The sequence below is a fragment of the Flavobacterium sp. genome, assembly GCF_031411595.1.
Taxonomy (GTDB): domain Bacteria; phylum Bacteroidota; class Bacteroidia; order Flavobacteriales; family Flavobacteriaceae; genus Flavobacterium.
Genome location: NZ_JANOBI010000030.1, coordinates 56,687 through 76,560, shown reverse-complemented (window position 1 = coordinate 76,560; position 19,874 = coordinate 56,687). Strand labels below are relative to the sequence as shown.

Genomic DNA, 19,874 nt, shown 5'->3' with positions numbered 1-19,874 from the left:
AAAATACTCCTTAAATTTCAAAATATTTAAGGAGTATTTTATTAAATATATCATTTTGCATCTCCATCTTTTTAATCTAAATTTGCAGTCAACAACTACAACACAACTACAATGATTCATTTCTTCGGAAACGAAAGCACTACCGTTTTTGCCGTTCAGACGCAAAGCGGACTTTCGGCAGAAACCCTCTCAAAATTAAACTGGCTTTTTGGCAACGTCAATATCATAGAAAAATCCGTTCTCGCGGATTTTTTTGTTGGTCCACGCGCCACGATGATTACACCTTGGAGCACAAATGCGGTCGAGATTACTCAAAACATGGGCATCGACGGCATCATTCGCATCGAAGAATTTCACAAAGTGAATGAAAGCACTGTCGATTTTGACCCGATGCTTTCTCAAAAATACAGCAATTTAAATCAGGATATTTTTACGATTCACATCCAACCGGAACCCATTTTAAATATTGATGACATTGCGGCTTACAACCAAAAAGAAGGTTTATCATTAAGCGCTGAAGAAGTAGATTATTTGAATAATTTAAGTTTAAAATTAAATCGAAAACTAACCGATTCCGAAGTGTTCGGTTTTTCTCAAGTAAATTCAGAGCACTGTCGACACAAGATCTTCAACGGCACTTTTGTTATTGATGGACAAGAAAAAGAATCGTCATTATTCAAATTAATTAAAAAAACTTCTGCCGAAAATCCCAATGATATTGTATCGGCTTACAAAGACAATGTCGCTTTTGTCAAAGGTCCAAAAGTGCAACAATTCGCACCAAAATCTCCCGACAAACCCGATTTCTATGAGCTAAAAGAATTCGACTCGGTAATTTCTTTAAAAGCCGAAACCCATAATTTCCCAACAACAGTCGAACCTTTCAATGGAGCAGCGACAGGTTCCGGTGGGGAAATTCGCGACCGTTTGGCTGGCGGACAAGGTTCATTGCCGCTAGCTGGAACCGCAGTTTATATGACAGCCTATTCCAGATTGCAAAATAATCGCCCTTGGGAAAAAGGCATGAACGAAAGAAAATGGCTCTATCAAACGCCACTCGATATCTTGATTAAAGCTTCGAATGGTGCTTCCGATTTTGGAAATAAATTCGGGCAACCACTAATTACGGGTTCGATTTTAACTTTCGAACATGAAGAAAACAGCCGCAAACTCGGTTACGACAAAGTCATCATGCAAGCCGGTGGCATCGGTTACGGAAAATTAGACCAATCTATCAAACAGAAACCACAAGTTGGTGACAAAGTTGTGATTCTTGGTGGTGAAAATTACCGCATCGGGATGGGCGGCGCAGCAGTTTCATCAGCAGATACCGGTGCTTTCAGTTCCGGAATTGAACTCAACGCGATTCAACGTTCGAATCCTGAAATGCAAAAACGAGCAGCCAATGCGATTCGCGGTATGGTCGAAAGTGATGTCAATCCGATTGTTTCGATACACGATCACGGTGCCGGCGGGCATTTAAATTGCTTATCAGAACTCGTCGAAGAAACCGGCGGATTGATAGATCTAGACAAACTTCCTGTTGGCGATCCAACATTGTCAGCTAAAGAAATTATTGGCAACGAATCGCAGGAACGCATGGGCTTGGTGATTGGTCAAAAAGATATTGATTTGCTTCAAAAAATTGCGGATCGAGAACGTTCTCCGATGTATCAAGTGGGCGATATTACAGGTTCTCATCGTTTCACCTTCGAATCAAAAACCACCGGCGCCAAACCTATGGATTTTGCGATTGCCGAAATGTTCGGAAGTTCCCCAAAAATTATCATGAACGACAGCACAGTCGATAGAAAATACGAGGCACTCACCTATTCACAAGAAAATTTATCCGATTATATTCAACAAGTTTTCAGACTTGAAGCGGTTGCGTGCAAAGATTGGCTTACGAATAAAGTCGATCGCTGTGTAGGTGGAAAAGTGGCCAAACAACAATGCGTCGGACCGTTGCAATTGCCATTGAATAATGTCGGTGTCATGGCGTTGGATTATGCCGGAAAAGAAGGTGTAGCCACATCGATTGGTCATGCTCCGATTGCCGCTTTAGTTGACCCGATTGCAGGAAGCAGAAATGCCATTGGTGAAGCCTTATCTAATATTATTTGGGCACCGATTAAAGACAATATCAAAGGTATTTCATTGTCTGCGAATTGGATGTGGGCTTGCAAAAATGAAGGCGAAGATGCACGATTGTATGAAGCCGTTCAAAGTTGTTCGGACTTTGCTATTGCTTTAGGAATCAATATTCCTACGGGAAAAGATTCGCTTTCGATGAAACAAAAATATCCGAATGACGAAGTGATTGCGCCGGGAACGGTGATTATTTCAGCAGGCGGAAACTGTACTGATATTACGAAAGTGGTTGAACCTGTTTTGCAAAAAGACGGCGGTTCGATTTATTATATCAATTTGTCGCAGGACGATTTTAAATTGGGTGGAACTTCGTTTGCTCAAACGCAAAATAAAATTGGTGATGAAGTGCCTACAATAAAAGATGCTGATTTCTTTAAACGTGCTTTCAATACCATTCAAAAATTAATCTCAGACAATCAAATCCTGGCCGGTCACGACATTGGAAGCGGCGGATTGATTACTACTTTATTTGAAATGTGTTTTGCCGACGTTAATTTAGGAGCCAATATCGATTTGAGTGTTTTCAATGAAAAAGACTTCATCAAAATTCTATTTGCTGAAAATATTGGTCTTGTAATTCAAGCCAAAGACGATAACACTTTTGAAAACGTTTTAAACCATAATGACATTGCTTTTTTCAAATTAGGAAATGCTACTGAAAGTGATGTTCTTCAACTTACAAACAACCACTTTTCCATTTCAAAATACCGAGACATTTGGTTCGAAACCTCATACCTACTCGACCAAAAACAAACGAAGAACAATCAGGCAACAGCGCGTTTTGAAAATTATAAAAATCAAAAATTAGCGTATCAGTTTCCGAAACATTTCACCGGAAAAAAACCGGAATTTAATACGACTAAGCCACGACCAAAAGCCGCCATCATTCGCGAAAAAGGCAGCAACTCCGAACGCGAAATGGCCAATGCGATGTATCTCGCCGGATTTGATGTTAAAGATGTGCACATGACCGATTTGATTTCGGGTCGCGAAGATTTGAAAGACATTCAATTCATCGGTGCAGTCGGTGGGTTTTCGAATTCTGATGTACTCGGAAGCGCTAAAGGTTGGGCTGGCGCATTTTTATACAACGAAAAAGCCAAAACCGTTTTAGAAGATTTCTTCAAAAGAGACGACACTTTATCGGTCGGAATCTGCAACGGCTGTCAGCTGTTTATGGAATTGGAAATCATTTATCCTGAACACGAAATTCACGGTAAAATGAAACACAATGAAAGTCGCAAACACGAAAGTATTTTTACTTCCGTGAAAGTACAAGAAAACCATTCCGTGATGCTATCGACTTTAGCCGGAAGCACTTTGGGCGTTTGGGTGTCGCATGGTGAAGGAAAATTCGATTTGCCTTATGATGAAAATGAGTACAACATTGTAGCGAAATATGGTTATGAAGGTTATCCTGCGAATCCGAATGGTTCCGATTTCAATACGGCGATGCTTTGCGACAAAACAGGAAGACATTTGGTGACGATGCCGCATATCGAACGTTCGACATTTCCATGGAATTGGGCGCATTACCCAAAAGACCAAAACGATGCAGTGACGCCGTGGATTGAAGCGTTTGTGAATGCCCGAGAATGGATTGAGAAAAATACCATTGGTAAATAATCTGAGCGATAACTTTAACATCATTTGAAACTGATAAATACTATATTTGGCTTTTATTTCAAATAAAATCATCCATGAAAAAATTATTGATAGTGTTATTATTGAGCCAGTTATCTTTATTGGCGCAAACCAATCCTCAAAAATACCACCGAGCGAAAATCATCTACAACACTATTGAAAACCTCAAAAAACTAGAATTGGCAGGCATTCCTATGGATCATGGAATTCATAAAGTAGGCTATTCTTTGACATGCGATTTTTCAGATGCTGAAATCCAAATTGCTAAAAATTTAGGATTGAAAGTCGAAATTGAAATCGAAGATGTACAACAATTCTACGTCGACCAAAACGATAAAAAAAAAGCACTACACCGAAATATTGACAATGCTGGTTTCGATTGTGTTGCCCAAACCATCGATTATCAAACACCGACAAATTTCAATTTGGGCACCATGGGCGGCTATTTTACGTATGAAGAAATGCTGCAAGAACTTGACGATATGCGTAATCAATACCCTGATTTGATTAGTGCTAAAGAAAATGTAAGCACATTTCTAACTTCCGAAGGACGCGCTTTGCAATGGGTGAAAATCACTAAAAATCCGGAATCTATCAACACGCGACCGCAAGTTTTATACACAGCTGTGCACCATGCGAGAGAGCCGATTTCGTTGTCAGAAACCATTTATTATATGTGGTATTTGCTCGAGAATTATGCTACGAATGATGACGTTAAAGACATCGTCGACAATACTGAACTTTACTTTATTCCTGTTGTAAATCCAGATGGTTACATCTACAATCACACAACAAACCCTAATGGTGGCGGCATGTGGCGTAAAAACAGACACGCTTTTAGCAGCGGCAATTTTGGTGTCGATAACAACCGAAATTATGATTATTGGATTAATGGTGATTCAGGACAAGCTGTATGGAATACAACTGGTGTTTCAGCAGATGCAACCGGAGAAACTTATCCCGGAACAGCTCCAATGTCAGAACCTGAAAACCTGGCAGTACAATATTTTGTAGAGAACCACAATTTTAAAATCGCTTTAAATGCTCATACTTACAGCGATTTATTGCTTTATCCTTATGGTTATGAATTGAACGTACCAAGTCCAGACAATACTTATTTCAGTAAGATTTCCTCTATCATGGTTTCGAATGGTAATCTGACGAATGAAATTGCATCCTTACTCTATGCCGCTTCAGGTGATTCGGATGATTATATGTACGGACAAACCATGAATCACAATAAAATATTTGCTTTTACACCCGAAATTGGCGAATCCTTTTGGCCAGCGACCACAGACATTCTACCGCTTTGTAAAAAAATGATGTTTACCAATATCACTGCTGCGAAATTGGTTCGTGAATATGGCTTTTTGCAAGATACTGCTCCACAATTCATAGGCAATGCAGCTATTTTTTCAGCGAATTTTAAATTGACAAAATACGGATTGGGTGGCAATGGAAATTTCACCGTAAGCATCAATCCAATCTCAGCCAATATCGTTTCTGTTGGTCAACCATTCACGATTTCGAATATGCAGGTTTCGGACAGTGTTGATGCAAGCATTGCGATTGGGCTTGCCTCCGGAACAACCAGTAATGATGAAATTGTATTTGAATATGTGATTGATAACGGCCAAACCATCGAACGAAAACTGATTACCAAAAGATTCGGGCAACTGCTAAACACTATTACAGACGCGGGTAATGCTTTAAGTCCAACTTGGACAACCACCAATTGGGCGCTTACTTCAGAAGCTTATGTATCGCCTTCATCATCGATAACCGATTCGCCAAACAATTTGTATTCCAACAACCAAAACAAAAGAATCACGTTGACCAATCCGATTAATTTATCAGGCGTTGTCAACGCAACGGTTTCTTTTGCTGCCAAGTGGAGTTTCGAAAACGGTTATGATTTCGTGGCGTTTGAAGTGTCAACTGACAATGGCACCACTTGGACAGAGCAATGCGGAAAATACACCAAAATCTACACACCAAATACAACCGAAGGAACGATTCCTGCTTACAGCGGCAATCAGGAAAATTGGGTCAATGAAGAAATCAATTTGAGTGATTATGCAGGCCAAACCATTAAAGTACGGTTCCGTTTATCGACTGATACCGGTGGGAATTTTGATGGGTTTTACTTTGATGACTTTAAAGTGAATTTGCTCCAGAATTCCGTCCTTGCAACGACAAACAATGTAGTTTCACCTTTCAGAATTTATCCGAATCCGACCAGTTCCGTTTTGAATATCAATACTTCGAGAAACAATTACAGCATCAAAATATTCAATGTGGTTGGGCAATTGGTTTTTTCAAGAGAAAACAATGATGGATTTCAAAACCTTGATGTAAAATCTTTAAATACAGGTTTGTATTTTATTGAATTGAAATCAGAAGGTTTTGTGGAAACACAGAAGTTTTATAAGAATTAATCTATGAAACAAGAAAGCTGTTTAAATTGTAATGCCGAAACAACTAATCATTTTTGTTCTAATTGTGGGCAAAAGACCGATACACATCGCATTACCTTAAAACATTTTCTATTGCACGATATGATGCATGGGATTTGGCATTTGGAAAAAGGTATCTTATTTACGATTAAAGAAACTTTTGTTCGTCCGGGTCAGGCTGCATTAGATTACATTCACGGAAAACGAATCCGATATTACAATGTTTTTTATCTGGCGATTTTAATAATCGGTTTAGGCCTGCTCCTGGGTCACCTGTATGAAAGCATGCACCCGATTAAAGAAGACACAGCTAATGATACGATTGAGGTGACGCTGTTTTTCAAAAACAATCTTAAAATCATTTTATTGAGCATTGTTCCGATACTCGGAATTGTAGCTTTTTTGATATTCAAAAGGCTGCAATTGAATCTCGCCGAACATTTTATCATGAGCGGCATTTCATTATTGGGAATGCTGATCATCAACGTTGTTTTATCGCTGTTTGATTTTCTTGAAGGTGGTTTCGACTTTTTCGGATGGTCGGTCACCATTCAGATTACGATATTCATTAGCATGCTCTTATTTCCGGTTTGGACCTATTATAATGCAACAAAAAACCTATATACTTTTTTTGGGTTTTTATGGCGAATTGTAGTGTTTTATGTTTGCGTATTGTCAATCCTATCATTGATTGTTACAATAATCGTTTATACGCTTACCAACGGCAAAACGCAGTTCTATATTAATATGAACTTCAAATAAAGTTGGACGTTTCTATAAAATAAAGCAATACTCGTTTACTTTTCGCCCAATTGCTTTCTGCTTTTATAAGCTTTCAAATATTCGCCTTTTGGTGTACCGTCATCAAATGAGCTCCACTTAATCATCGCCCGAACATCTTGTCGTGCTTGCTCATTCGAGAAATTTTCATATTCAATGCGGTAGATTGCAGAATACATTTCAGCGCGGCCAACACCGTGATAGCAATGAATTAATACTGGATAATTATCCGGATTATCCATAATCTTAAAAAAACGATCTAGGTTTTCCTGTTTTGGAACTTGATCCGAACCGTTGTTGAAATAATTGACACCTTTGATTTTTTCAACAGCTTCTTTTTCAGCAGTCAATTCTGATGGGATTTCAGGATTATTAACCAAATCGCTTGTACCCGGAAAACGCAAATCTACAATCGATTTGATGTGGTATTTGTTGACGTAATCTTGAATTTGATCGGGTGGAATTACACCTGATTTATATACTTTCCCTTGCGTAATCGTTTCAAAATTGTGGTTGATATTCATATCATACACATATTTTCCAACGAAAATCAAAACGATAGCGAGCAATGAAAAACCGATAATTTTTTTATTCTTTTTCATAATTGAAGTTATTAATGTGTCGCTAATTTTTGATCGACCACACGTTCCATATAATCTTGGATGAAGGCTTTACAGCGCAATTCTAAATCATCCATATCAGCGTTTCTGTGCGCGATTAGGTTATTCGACAATGCTTTATCATTCTTATCGTAAAACCCAAGCGATTTCTTTCCATCGAAAATACAGATGTAATTTCCCTTCGAAAACTGATACAAACTTCCTGTCGAATTGATGATGAATGGTTCCTGAGTTTTCTTATCGAGCAAGCTTCTACCCCAACTTCTAAAAGGTTTTTGATAACCAATCATGTCGAGAATCGTTGGATAAATATCAATCTGTTGCGCCAAATCTTCATCCACACCAACATATTGACTGTTGGGTTTGTAGATGATAATCGGAATCGCAAAACGTTCTATTGGTCTGCTGTATTCTTTATAAAAAGTCGTATTTCCGTGATCGGCGACCAAAACGAAAATAGTGTTATTGAACCAAGTCGACTTCTTAGCTTCAGTAAAAAATCGCTTCAAAGAATAATCTGTGTAGGCAATGCATTTGTGAATCGGAACGTCTCCTTCGGGAAATTTTTTCTTATATTTTTGAGGAATATTGTAAGGTTCGTGCGAAGAAACGGTAAACACCGACGAGAAAAACGGTTGCTTTTCTTTGTCTAAGGTATGTTTCATAAATTGCAAAAACGGTTCATCCCAAATGCCCCAAAAACCATCAAATTGTGAATCATCGTTAAACTCGGTTCTTCCGTAATAATTATCGATACCTAAAATATTGGCAAATCCTAAAAAACCCATCGAGCCATTCGCTGCGCCGTGAAAGAAAGAAGTTTTGTAACCTTCGCCTTCTAAGGTAGAGATTATCGATTCGATTTTTTGCTTTGGATAAGGCGATGAAGTGAACGCATCTTTAAACGATGGAATTCCAGCCAAAATCGATGACATCCCGTGAATCGATTGGCGTCCGTTGGTGTAAGCATTCGTAAAAATCATACTGTGTTGCGCTAGTGAATCCAAAAACGGCGTATACGATTTGAAATCTTTAATGTTCGATTTCTTGTTGAATGCGCCGTAATATTCACGCCCATTGCTTTCCAGAATCATCACTACAACATTAGGTTTTGTCGGTGGATTGTTATGGTATTGCTTAATTGGCATTACTTTTTCGAGAATCACTTGTTCATTAACACCTGCATAATCTGTCTTGATGAAACTGTTGCTGAATAACGTTCGTATAATGGCGAAAGGTGTATTTAGCACAATATCCGAATGCACAATATTCTTTACATGACGGCTCGCATCTAGCAAATTGATTGGGCGTGTTGATTTTTTGAAATCGCCACCTCTAATTCCGCCGATAATCATCAACGCAATGAATAGAAATCCAACGATAGAAAATCCAAAATAAGGAAGATTTTTTGTCGGTTTTTCAACTTTGACTTCTACTTTTTTATAGGCCCAAATCCATACAGCTGACAATACGATAAATAGCAAGAAGATATACCAGAAATCAACGAGAAAACTCAGGAATAATTTGCTTAAGTTGACTTCATGCTCGATGACATTCATCACAGCTGTTGTGGTTCTGGCATAAGTAAACCGGTAATAGATGAAGTCGACAAAATTCGTCGCATACGCCAACAAGTTCATTCCGAAATACAGGTAAAACAAGAACTTCTGATAACCAGTCGATGTGTTTTTCTTAAACGGTAAAATCGACAACACAATGAATAACACATTGACATACAGAATCGCCGTCGTATCGAATGGCAAACCATAATAACACAAAAGCACAAAGTCAGAGAACGAATCGACTTTTAGTAAACCGGCATTGAAAAGGTAAAACAAAATTCGGGCAAAGAAGTAAAAAACATACGCCAACAAAATTCTGTAAAGCAGTACTTTATATTCGTTTAAACGCAAATGTTTGAGCATAAGTAAAATTTATGAGCCAAAATTATCAAATAAATTAACACGTCAGTGGGAAGTTGAAGTTAAATTAAATAAAATTTGTTTAATTTGCGTGTACTAATGACGCCCAAAATGAACACCATCACACGCTTATTTGATTTTCCCTACTATCAGCTTCAAAAAAACAATATTCCAGCTGCATTGGTTACCAAGCAAAATGGAGTTTGGGTAAAAACTTCTACGCAAGAATATATCGATCAATCGAATGCTATTTCTCGGGCTTTGTTGCGGATGAATGTCGAGAAAGATGATAAAATTGCTATCATTTCCTCGAGCAATCGCACCGAATGGAATATCATGGATATTGGTGTACTGCAAGTAGGCGCGCAAAATGTCCCGATTTATCCAACCATTTCTGAAGATGATTATGAATACATTCTAAACCATTGTGAAGCACAATATTGTTTTGTTTCCGATGCAGAAGTGTTGCGTAAAGTGAATTTGATTCGAAGCAAGTTGACGCATTTGAAAGAAGTCTATTCATTTAATGAAATTGATGGTTGCAAAAACTGGAAAGAATTGCTCGTTTTGGGAAAAGACCCATCGAATCAGCCCGATGTTGAACAGCGAAAAAACAATGTCAAAACAGATGATCTGGCTACGATTATTTATACATCAGGAACGACCGGAAGGCCAAAAGGCGTGATGCTTTCACACCGCAATATCGTTTCGAATGTGATTGATAGTTCACCGCGAATTCCGTTTGAAGAAAGTACAAGCGTAGCCTTGAGTTTCCTTCCGATTTGCCATATTTTCGAACGGGTTATTTTGTATATCTATCAATATTATTCAGTGTCGATTTATTTCGCGGAATCGATTGATAAACTTTCAGATAATATTAAAGAAGTAAAACCCACCGTATTTTCAGTAGTTCCAAGGCTTTTGGAAAAAGTATACGATAAAATTTACGCTAAAGGAACAGAACTCACCGGTATTAAAAAGAAGCTTTTCTTTTGGGCGATTGATTTGGGTTTGAAATATGAACCTTATGGAGCGAATGGATTTTGGTATGAATTTCAATTGAGCATCGCCAGAAAACTCATTTTCAGCAAATGGAAAGAAGGTTTGGGCGGCAACCTCAATGTCATGGTTTCAGGAAGCGCAGCATTGCAACCAAGACTAATTCGAATTTTTGCAGCAGCAGAAATGCCTGTGATGGAAGGTTACGGATTGACCGAAACTTCTCCTGTAATATCTGTAAACTGTTATAAAGACCATGGCTTTAGCATTGGAACTGTTGGAAAAGTGATCAATAATGTGGAAGTTAAAATTGCTTCCGATGGTGAAATTTTATGCAAAGGTCCGAATGTGATGATGGGTTATTTTAAAGATGATGAAAAAACGGCTGAAGCCTTGCAGAACGGCTATTTTCACACGGGTGATATTGGTGAAATTGATGCTGATGGATTCCTCAAAATCACCGATCGCAAAAAGGAAATGTTTAAAACATCGGGTGGAAAATACATCGCACCTCAATTGATTGAGAACACCATGAAGCAATCTCGATTTATAGAACAGATTATGGTCATTGGCGATGGTCAGAAAATGCCGGCCGCTTTCATTCAACCCAGTTTTGATTTTGTGAAGGAATGGGCCAAAATTCACAACATCGAAATCGGAACAACCAACCAAGAAATCATTACCAATCCAAAAGTAATCGAACGTATCGGAGAAGAAGTTGAAACATTGAATGAGAAATTTGGCAATTGGGAAAAAATCAAACGCTTCGAACTCACGCCTGATGTTTGGTCAATAGAAAGCGGGCACCTTACACCAACACTCAAACTAAAAAGAAAAATAGTGATGGAAAAATACCTATCGCTTTATAAACACATTTACGGCGAAACTGCATAAAAATAAGGCTTTCTTAACCATTCATTAATGTTTATAACTGATTCAACAGTTGTTAATTTTTTTTGGTTTAAATAAATAAATTTACTTAAACCAATAAAAATCAAATCATTATGAATGTAAAAAACTTTTTACTTGCCGGTCTTGCCGGTGGAATTACAGATTTCTTATTAGGATGGTTATTTTATGGAATACTATTCCATGATTATTTTGGAGGCTCTGAACCGAACCTCACCTACATCTTTGCCGGATGCATGAGTTTTGGTTTTCTGCTGTCTTATGTCTATGTAAGATGGGCAAACATTACAACTTTAATGGCGGGCGCTCGAGCAGGTGCCGGAATCGGTGCCATTATGGGATTGATGGAAAATTTCTTTAGAGTGGCTATGGACAACGGAGCCCTTGACCAACAATTCGGAGTGGATGTTGTCATCTGCCTTGTTATAGGTGCCGGTGTCGGAGCTGTAGTTGCTGCTGTCAATGGTGGACTTTCAAAAAGCGCAACATAAACAAAACGCAATATTTTTTTTGGAAAGCTCCTCGAATTTCGGGGAGTTTTTTTATTCCAAAAAATTAACGTAAAAATAATTTAAATTTATTATGCGTGCATAGTATTTTTATTTATCTTTGAACTTCATATCGCATCCACATGAAAGATAAAACCATAGATTATGTTCTTCGCGCTACTTGGCAAGCGGTGGCAAGAATGTATAACGAAGAAGCTGCAAAATTCGACGGCACAATGGCGACCGGCTTTGCCTTATTAAGTTTAGACAAAGAAGACGGCACACCATCAACGACTTTAGGTCCAAAAATGGGCATGGAAGCTACCAGTCTCACGCGAACACTAAAATCGATGGAAGATAAGGGTTTAATTATTAGAAAAAAAAACCCCAATGACGGTCGTGGTGTTTTAATTTACCTCACTGAATTCGGAAAAGAAAAAAGAGAATTATCAAGAACTACGGTTTTAAAATTCAACGAAACCATCCGCCAAAATATATCCGAAGAAAAACTACAACATTTTATGGAAGTTTCGGAAATCATCAACGAACTGATTCAAGAAAAAAACATATTTAATCAAGAAAAATAAAATGAAAAGAACCATCAAAAAAGTAGCAGTCATCGGTTCCGGAATCATGGGTTCGGGCATTGCTTGTCATTTCGCCAATATTGGTGTTGAAGTACTTTTGTTGGACATTTTGCCACGGGAACTCTCAGAACTAGAAACTAAAAAAGGCTTGACTTTAGACACAAAAATAGTTCGAAACCGAATCGTCAACGAGCATTTGGCTAATGCCTTAAGGTCGAAACCATCTCCAATTTATCATCAAAAATTTGCGAGTCGCATTACCACCGGAAATACAACCGATGATTTAGCGCAGATTGCGAATGCCGATTGGATTATTGAAGTAGTTGTTGAAAGACTCGACATTAAAAAATCAGTATTTGAAGAAATTGAAAAATATAGAAAACCCGGAACATTAATCACATCGAATACCTCCGGAATCCCAATTCATTTTATGAGTGAAGGCAGAAGCGAGGATTTTCAAAAACATTTCTGTGGCACGCATTTCTTCAATCCCGCGCGTTACTTAAAATTATTTGAAATCATTCCCGGACCTCAAACATCCACTGAAGTTCTGGACTTCCTGAACAATTATGGTTCACAATATTTAGGAAAAACTTCCGTCGTTGCTAAAGATACACCTGCATTTATTGGCAACAGAATCGGAATTTACGGCATTCAAAGCCTTTTTCATTTGGTCAAAGAAATGGGATTGACGATTGAAGAAGTCGATAAACTCACAGGACCGGTTATCGGTCGCCCTAAATCAGCTACGTTCAGAACCGTAGATGTTGTTGGCCTCGATACTTTAGTGCATGTTGCTAATGGTTTGTATGAAGGCGTTCCGAATGACGAAGCGCGCGATTTATTTAAATTGCCGGATTTCATTACCAAAATGCTAGAAAACAATTGGCTCGGAAGCAAAACCGGGCAAGGATTTTATAAAAAAGTAGATCGTGATATTCTGTCTTTAGATTTAGACACTTTAGAATATCGTCCAGCAAAAAAAGCTTCATTCGCCACTTTAGAATTAACAAAAACTATTGATAAACCTATCGATCGTTTCAAAGTATTGGTTAAAGGAAAGGACAAAGCCGGCGAGTTTTATCGTAAAAGTTTCGCAGGAATGTTCGCGTATGTATCCAACAGAATTCCTGAAATAACCGATGACCTATATAAAATTGATGATGCCATGAAAGCCGGTTTCGGTTGGGAAAACGGACCATTCGAAATCTGGGATGCGATTGGTATCGCTAAAGGAATCGAAATCATGAAAGACCAAAACCTCGAGCCTGCTGCTTGGGTTAACGAAATGCAAGCTTCTGGAATTTCGAGCTTTTATACAATCAAAGAAGGCGCGACATATTACTACAATATTCCAACAAAGTCACAAGCTAAAGTGCCCGGACAAGATGCTTTCATCATTTTGAACAATATCCGTGAAAGCAAAAAAATCTGGAGCAATTCAGGTGCAGTCATCGAAGATTTAGGCGATGGTATTCTGAACCTCGAATTTCAATCGAAAATGAATACGATTGGCGGCGATGTTTTACAAGGAATCAACAAAGCAATCGACCTTGCTGAAAAAGAATATCAAGGTTTGGTGATTGGAAATCAAGGCGCTAATTTCTCTGTTGGTGCGAACATCGGAATGATTTTCATGATGGCGGTGGAGCAAGAATATGATGAACTCAACATGGCCATCAAAATGTTCCAAGACACGATGATGCGTGTGCGCTATTCTTCAATTCCAGTAATTGTTGCACCACACGGAATGACTTTAGGTGGTGGTTGCGAAATGAGCATGCATGCTGATAAAGTCGTTGCTGCTGCAGAGACTTATATAGGTTTGGTGGAGTTTGGTGTTGGTGTTATTCCTGGCGGTGGTGGTTCAAAAGAAATGGCGTTGCGGGCTTCAGATCTATTCCACAAAAATGATGTTGAATTGAATGTATTGCAGGAATATTTCCTCAGTATTGCCATGGCAAAAGTTTCCACTTCAGCATACGAAGCCTTTGATACCGGTGTGCTACAACACGGAAAAGATATCATCGTAGTGAACAAAGACCGACAAATCGCGGAAGCCAAAAAACACGCACTATTGATGGCAGAAGCCGGATATACACAGCCAATCAAGCGAAAAGACATCAAAGTTTTGGGGAAATCCGCTTTGGGAATGTTCTTAGTAGGAACTGATCAGATGACCGCTGGGAATTTTATTTCAGACCATGATAAAAAAATTGCCAACAAACTCGCTTATGTCATGGCAGGAGGCGATTTATCCGAACCTACATTAGTGTCTGAACAATATTTATTAGACATCGAACGCGAAGCATTTTTGAGTTTATGCACCGAAAGAAAAACGCTCGAAAGAATCCAATTCATGTTAACCAAAGGAAAACCCTTAAGAAATTAAGAATTATAAATTTTTGCAAAAAATTTAAAATATTTTTATGAAAACAGCCTATATAGTTAAAGCATACAGAACCGCAGTCGGTAAAGCGCCTAAGGGAGTTTTTCGTTTCAAAAGACCCGATGAACTCGCTGCGGAAACCATTCAATATATGATGAATGAATTGCCCGATTTCGACAAAAAACGTATCGATGATGTCATGGTCGGAAACGCGATGCCAGAAGCCGAACAAGGTTTAAATGTCGGCCGATTGATTTCGTTAATGGGATTGAATATCGTTGATGTTCCCGGAGTAACTGTTAATAGATATTGCGCTTCAGGGCTTGAAACCATTGGTATGGCAACAGCTAAAATTCAATCCGGAATGGCTGATTGTATCATCGCCGGTGGTGCTGAAAGCATGAGCTTCATTCCGATGGGAGGCTACAAACCAACACCGGATTATGCGATTGCTAAAGACGGACATGAGGATTATTATTGGGGCATGGGACTCACAGCAGAAGCCGTTGCCAAACAATTTAATGTGTCACGCGCCGATCAAGATGAGTTTGCCTTCAACTCGCATCAAAAAGCATTGAAAGCACAGGCTGAAGGAAAATTCGACAAACAGATTGTTCCAATTACCATCGAGCAAACTTTCATCAACGAAAATGGAAAAAAAGAAACCAAATCATACACCGTCGCTAAAGATGAAGGCCCAAGAGCTGATACCAATCTAGCCGCTTTAGGAAATCTAAAGCCGGTTTTTGCAGCTGATGGAAGTGTTACTGCAGGAAATTCATCGCAAATGAGCGACGGCGCTGCTTTTGTTTTAATCATGAGCGAGGCCTTAGTCAAAGAACTCAACCTCACGCCTATTGCCCGACTCGTCAATTTTGCATCAGCGGGAGTGGAACCAAGAATTATGGGAATCGGTCCGGTGAAGGCGATTCCAAAAGCATTAAAACAAGCAGGATTACAATTAAAAGACATCGACTTAATCGAACTCAACGAAGCATTTGCCTCACAATCTTTAGCTGTTATCCGTGAATTAAATTTGAATCCGGAAATCGTCAATGTCAATGGAGGTGCGATTGCATTAGGCCATCCGTTGGGTTGCACAGGCGCAAAATTGTCTGTGCAATTGTTTGATGAAATGAAAAGACGCGGTAACAAATACGGCATTGTGAGCATGTGTGTCGGAACCGGACAAGGCTCTGCAGGAATTTATGAATTACTATAATCTACTAAAAAAATAAGACCATGGAAATTACAAGAGGAGGTCAATTCCTAGTTAAAGAAACCCAATGCGAAGACATCTTCACTCCGGAAGATTTTTCCGAGGAACAAAAAATGATGCGCGACTCCGTTAAGGAATTTGTCGACAAAGAAATCTGGCCCAACAAAAACCGTTTCGAAAGCAAAGATTATGCATTCACAGAAGAATGTATGAAGAAAGCCGGTGAAATGGGATTCCTAAGTGTTGCCGTTCCTGAAGCATACGGCGGCATGGGTATGGGATTCGTAGACACCTGTCTCGTTTGCGATTATATTTCCGGAGCAACAGGATCGTTTTCTACAGCGTTTGGTGCCCACACCGGAATCGGAACCATGCCAATTACTTTGTATGGAACTGAAGCACAAAAACAAAAATATGTTCCAAAACTTGCTACTGGTGAATGGTTCGGAGCGTATTGTTTGACTGAACCCGGTGCCGGATCTGACGCCAATTCAGGAAAAACCAAAGCGGTACTTTCAGAAGACGGAAAATATTACAGCATCACAGGACAAAAAATGTGGATTTCGAATGCCGGTTTTTGTAGTGTATTCATAGTTTTTGCGCGCATTGGCGATGATAAAAACATTACCGGTTTTATCGTCGAAAATGTCAAAGACAATGGCATTTCGATGAACGAAGAAGAACACAAACTCGGAATTCGCGCTTCTTCAACGCGTCAGGTTTTCTTTAATGAAACGAAAGTTCCGGTTGAAAACATGTTATCGGAAAGAGGCAATGGTTTTAAAATAGCAATGAATGCTTTGAATGTAGGTCGAATTAAATTGGCTGCAGCTTGCCTTGATGCGCAACGTCGCGTAACTACCAATGCGATTCATTATGCAAATGAAAGAATTCAATTCAATACTCAGATTTCACAATTTGGTGCAATTAGATATAAACTTGCCGAAATGGCCACTTCTGCTTATGCCGGCGAAAGCGCCACTTATCGCGCTGCCAAAGACATTGAAACTAGAATCAAACTTCGGGAAGAAGAAGGCGCAACCCATCAAGAAGCAGAACTTAAAGGTGTTGAAGAATTTGCTATTGAATGTTCAATATTAAAAGTTGCCGTTTCTGAAGATGTGCAAAATTGTGCTGACGAAGGCATTCAAATCCTTGGTGGCATGGGGTTTTCAGAAGATACACCGATGGAAAGTGCGTGGCGCGATGCCCGTATTTCAAGGATTTATGAAGGAACCAATGAAATCAACCGCATGTTATCCGTGGGAATGTTAATCAAAAAAGCATTCAAAGGGCATGTCGATTTGCTTGGACCAGCAACAAAAGTACAAGAAGAATTAATGGGAATTCCATCGTTTGATACGCCGGATTATTCCGAATTATTTTCCGAAGAGAAAGAAATGATTGGCAAATTGAAGAAAGCGTTTTTGATGGTTGCCGGTGGCGCGGTTCAAAAGTATGGCCCTGAACTCGACGGTCATCAACAATTATTGATGGCTGCGGCTGATATTTTAATTGAAATTTATATGGCTGAGTCGACTATTCTTAGAACCGAAAAACTCGCTAAAAAAGAAGGCGAATCCAAAGTGCAAGAACAAATTGCAATGGCGAAATTATACTTATACAAAGCCGTCGATATCGTAACTCAAAAAGGAAAGGAAAGCATCATATCGTTTGCTGAAGGCGATGAACAACGCATGATGCTGATGGGGTTGCGTCGTTTTACAAAATACACCAACATGCCCAATATTGTTGGCCTGAGAGAAACAATCACTACCAAATTAGTAGCCGAAAACGCTTACTGCTTCTAATCAAAAGATAGTTATTTTGGTTAAGTTTTTATGTTGAAAAAACCGTTACTGTTTTGCTGCAGAACGGTTTTTTTATTTGATTAAAAATTATATTTTAGTAAAAAATTTGAACTATGAAACTACTCGGAATCGGATCAAGAATACAACACAAAGAATACGGAAAAGGTGTCGTTACCAATGTTTCTTCCAAAGAATATTGGGTGACATTCATCGAAAACGGATTGGAAACCATCGACATTGATAGTGAATTTGAAGTCATCGATGCTGCCGAAAACGAAGTCGATACCGTCAGTTTTTACGACGTCGAACAAAGTCTATTATCCATCCTAAAAAAATGGAACGGGCTCGGCGAACCTGTTGCCATCGATGATAAATGGAAAGGCGGTAAAATGATTCTCGAGCCCGGAAAAGCAGGATTGGCTTCGAAAGAAGTTCCCGTAGATGCATTCTTCCATAAAATCGTCATGTTACGCGATCGTCTTCGCGTGATGGAACAAAAAATCAATGCGAGCAATTTAGAAGAAATCGAAAAGGTCGAATTGCAACAATATATTACCAGAATTTACGGAAGTTTGACAACATTCAATGTCTTATTCAAATCACAGAATGATTATTTCGTAGGCGAGAAAACAAAATAAAAACGACCGAATCCAGTAAAGGAGCGGTCGTTTTTGGTATATTAATAATACTATGACTTAGGGTTACCGATTGACATTGCAAATCGAATAAATCGCTTGCCCCCCAATGAAAATCGGTATAGTATTATTAATATATTTTAAAGAGATTGTCTTAAACAAAGTTGATGTTTTAAAGACACTTTGTGTTACAGAATTATCTTCCAATGTTATATAATTAAAGAATAGTCAGCTTTTTTTAGTCTCAAAGATTTCCTTTCTGATTTCGACTGCATAATCATTAGGAATGATTTTTTTGCCGTATTGTAACGCATACACTTTTGTAAATTCTGCGCCGAAATATAAAATAATCGCGGAATAATACACCCAAACCAAAATAATAATGACCGAACCTGCAGCGCCATATGCTGAACCTATGGTCGAACTTCCAATATAGTATCCAATTACAAATTTCCCAATCATAAAAAGAATCGCGGTGACCGATGAGCCAATCAACGTATCTTTCCAAGCAATCGAGCCATCGGGCAAACTCCTAAAAATGATTGAAAACAGCAGCGTTGTGATTAGCAGTAAAATAATGATATTGAATATGTAGAACAGCAATACGGTCGCATCCGGAAAATAACGAATCAGTCTAGCATTCAGTATATCCATAACCGCATTGACAGTTAAACTTACCAAAAGTAAAAATCCAACGGCAGCAATCATCGAAAATGACATCAACCGGTTCTTGATAAATTTCATCAAGCCTTTGTTGGGTTTGGCTTTCAATCCCCATATAAAATTGATAGAACTTTGTATTTCGGCAAAAACTCCGGAAGCGCCAATCAATAAAGTAATGCTACCAAAAATCGTGGCGAATACATTACTGTCTGACAGTTGAATATTTTTAATCGTTTCCTGAATCTGTAGTGCTGCTTCTTTTCCAACCATGCCATGAATCTGCCAGAAAAATGTGCCGTTGACTGCATCCTTACCAAAAAAAACACCGCATATAGATAAGATAATCATCACCAATGGCGGTAATGCAAAAATTGTATAATACGAAAGTGAAGCACTGAGTTTTATCGCATTGTCATCGTCAAATTCTTTGTAGGTATCTTTAAGTAAGTGCCAAGTTGTTTTCAAAAACGGAATCACTTTCATAGTCATCGATTTAAAATACACAATCACAAGCCATATCAAATGCAGACTTGTCTCAAAAATACAAAAGGGAATTTTTATAATTCGCTAGATATATTTCATAATTACGATAAAAATAATA

13 protein-coding genes are annotated in these 19,874 nt (G+C 38.6%); 10 read left to right on the top strand and 3 right to left on the bottom strand.

Features of this window, described 5'->3' with window-relative positions; all coding sequences use genetic code 11:
- Nucleotides 1-111: 111 nt before the first annotated feature.
- The 3 genes from purL (at nucleotide 112) to RMO03_RS06945 (ending at nucleotide 7,013) form a co-directional block, all read left to right on the top strand.
- On the top strand, nucleotides 112-3,777 hold the full coding sequence (gene purL, locus RMO03_RS06955; RefSeq protein WP_309641373.1) for a phosphoribosylformylglycinamidine synthase: 3,666 nt from the start codon (nucleotides 112-114) through the stop codon (nucleotides 3,775-3,777).
- Nucleotides 3,778-3,851: 74 nt separating this feature from the next.
- Nucleotides 3,852-6,233, top strand: coding sequence for a M14 family zinc carboxypeptidase (locus RMO03_RS06950; protein ID WP_309641372.1), 2,382 nt, complete (start codon nucleotides 3,852-3,854; stop codon nucleotides 6,231-6,233).
- A 3-nt stretch (nucleotides 6,234-6,236) separates the two neighbouring features.
- Complete coding sequence (locus RMO03_RS06945) at nucleotides 6,237-7,013, top strand: DUF3667 domain-containing protein (RefSeq protein WP_309641371.1); 777 nt, start codon at nucleotides 6,237-6,239, stop codon at nucleotides 7,011-7,013.
- Nucleotides 7,014-7,048: 35 nt separating this feature from the next.
- Here the strand turns inward: RMO03_RS06945 and RMO03_RS06940 are convergent, their stop codons facing one another.
- Together RMO03_RS06940 and RMO03_RS06935 are read right to left on the bottom strand one after the other, a co-directional pair.
- Complete coding sequence (locus RMO03_RS06940) at nucleotides 7,049-7,633, bottom strand: dual specificity protein phosphatase family protein (protein WP_309641370.1); 585 nt, start codon at nucleotides 7,631-7,633, stop codon at nucleotides 7,049-7,051.
- Between the two features lie 11 nt (nucleotides 7,634-7,644).
- Nucleotides 7,645-9,576, bottom strand: coding sequence for a sulfatase-like hydrolase/transferase (locus RMO03_RS06935; protein WP_309641369.1), 1,932 nt, complete (start codon nucleotides 9,574-9,576; stop codon nucleotides 7,645-7,647).
- A 108-nt stretch (nucleotides 9,577-9,684) separates the two neighbouring features.
- Here RMO03_RS06935 and RMO03_RS06930 point away from each other — a divergent pair, with 108 nt between their 5' ends.
- From RMO03_RS06930 to RMO03_RS06900, 7 genes are all read left to right on the top strand, one after another.
- The gene (locus RMO03_RS06930; protein ID WP_309641368.1) at nucleotides 9,685-11,466 is read left to right on the top strand and encodes a long-chain fatty acid--CoA ligase; all 1,782 of its coding nucleotides are present in this window, start codon (nucleotides 9,685-9,687) and stop codon (nucleotides 11,464-11,466) included.
- Nucleotides 11,467-11,576: 110 nt separating this feature from the next.
- A complete protein-coding gene (locus RMO03_RS06925; protein WP_309641367.1) occupies nucleotides 11,577-11,972 on the top strand; it encodes a hypothetical protein in 396 nt (131 codons plus the stop codon).
- Nucleotides 11,973-12,112: 140 nt separating this feature from the next.
- Nucleotides 12,113-12,556 (top strand): MarR family transcriptional regulator, encoded by a 444-nt coding sequence (locus RMO03_RS06920; protein WP_309641366.1) that lies wholly within the window; start codon nucleotides 12,113-12,115, stop codon nucleotides 12,554-12,556.
- A gap of 1 nt (nucleotide 12,557) precedes the next feature.
- Complete coding sequence (locus tag RMO03_RS06915; protein ID WP_309641365.1) at nucleotides 12,558-14,948, top strand: 3-hydroxyacyl-CoA dehydrogenase/enoyl-CoA hydratase family protein; 2,391 nt, start codon at nucleotides 12,558-12,560, stop codon at nucleotides 14,946-14,948.
- 37 nt (nucleotides 14,949-14,985) lie between these two features.
- Nucleotides 14,986-16,167, top strand: coding sequence for an acetyl-CoA C-acyltransferase (locus RMO03_RS06910; RefSeq protein ID WP_309641364.1), 1,182 nt, complete (start codon nucleotides 14,986-14,988; stop codon nucleotides 16,165-16,167).
- Nucleotides 16,168-16,187: 20 nt separating this feature from the next.
- Complete coding sequence (locus tag RMO03_RS06905) at nucleotides 16,188-17,975, top strand: acyl-CoA dehydrogenase family protein (RefSeq protein ID WP_309641363.1); 1,788 nt, start codon at nucleotides 16,188-16,190, stop codon at nucleotides 17,973-17,975.
- A gap of 113 nt (nucleotides 17,976-18,088) precedes the next feature.
- Nucleotides 18,089-18,613 carry a hypothetical protein gene (locus RMO03_RS06900; RefSeq protein ID WP_309641362.1) on the top strand — a complete coding sequence of 175 codons (525 nt, stop codon included), beginning with the start codon at nucleotides 18,089-18,091 and terminating at the stop codon, nucleotides 18,611-18,613.
- 225 nt (nucleotides 18,614-18,838) lie between these two features.
- Here RMO03_RS06900 and RMO03_RS06895 read toward each other — a convergent pair whose 3' ends face one another.
- Nucleotides 18,839-19,756, bottom strand: a complete 918-nt coding sequence (locus tag RMO03_RS06895; protein WP_309641361.1) for a YihY/virulence factor BrkB family protein — start codon at nucleotides 19,754-19,756, stop codon at nucleotides 18,839-18,841.
- Nucleotides 19,757-19,874: the final 118 nt, after the last annotated feature.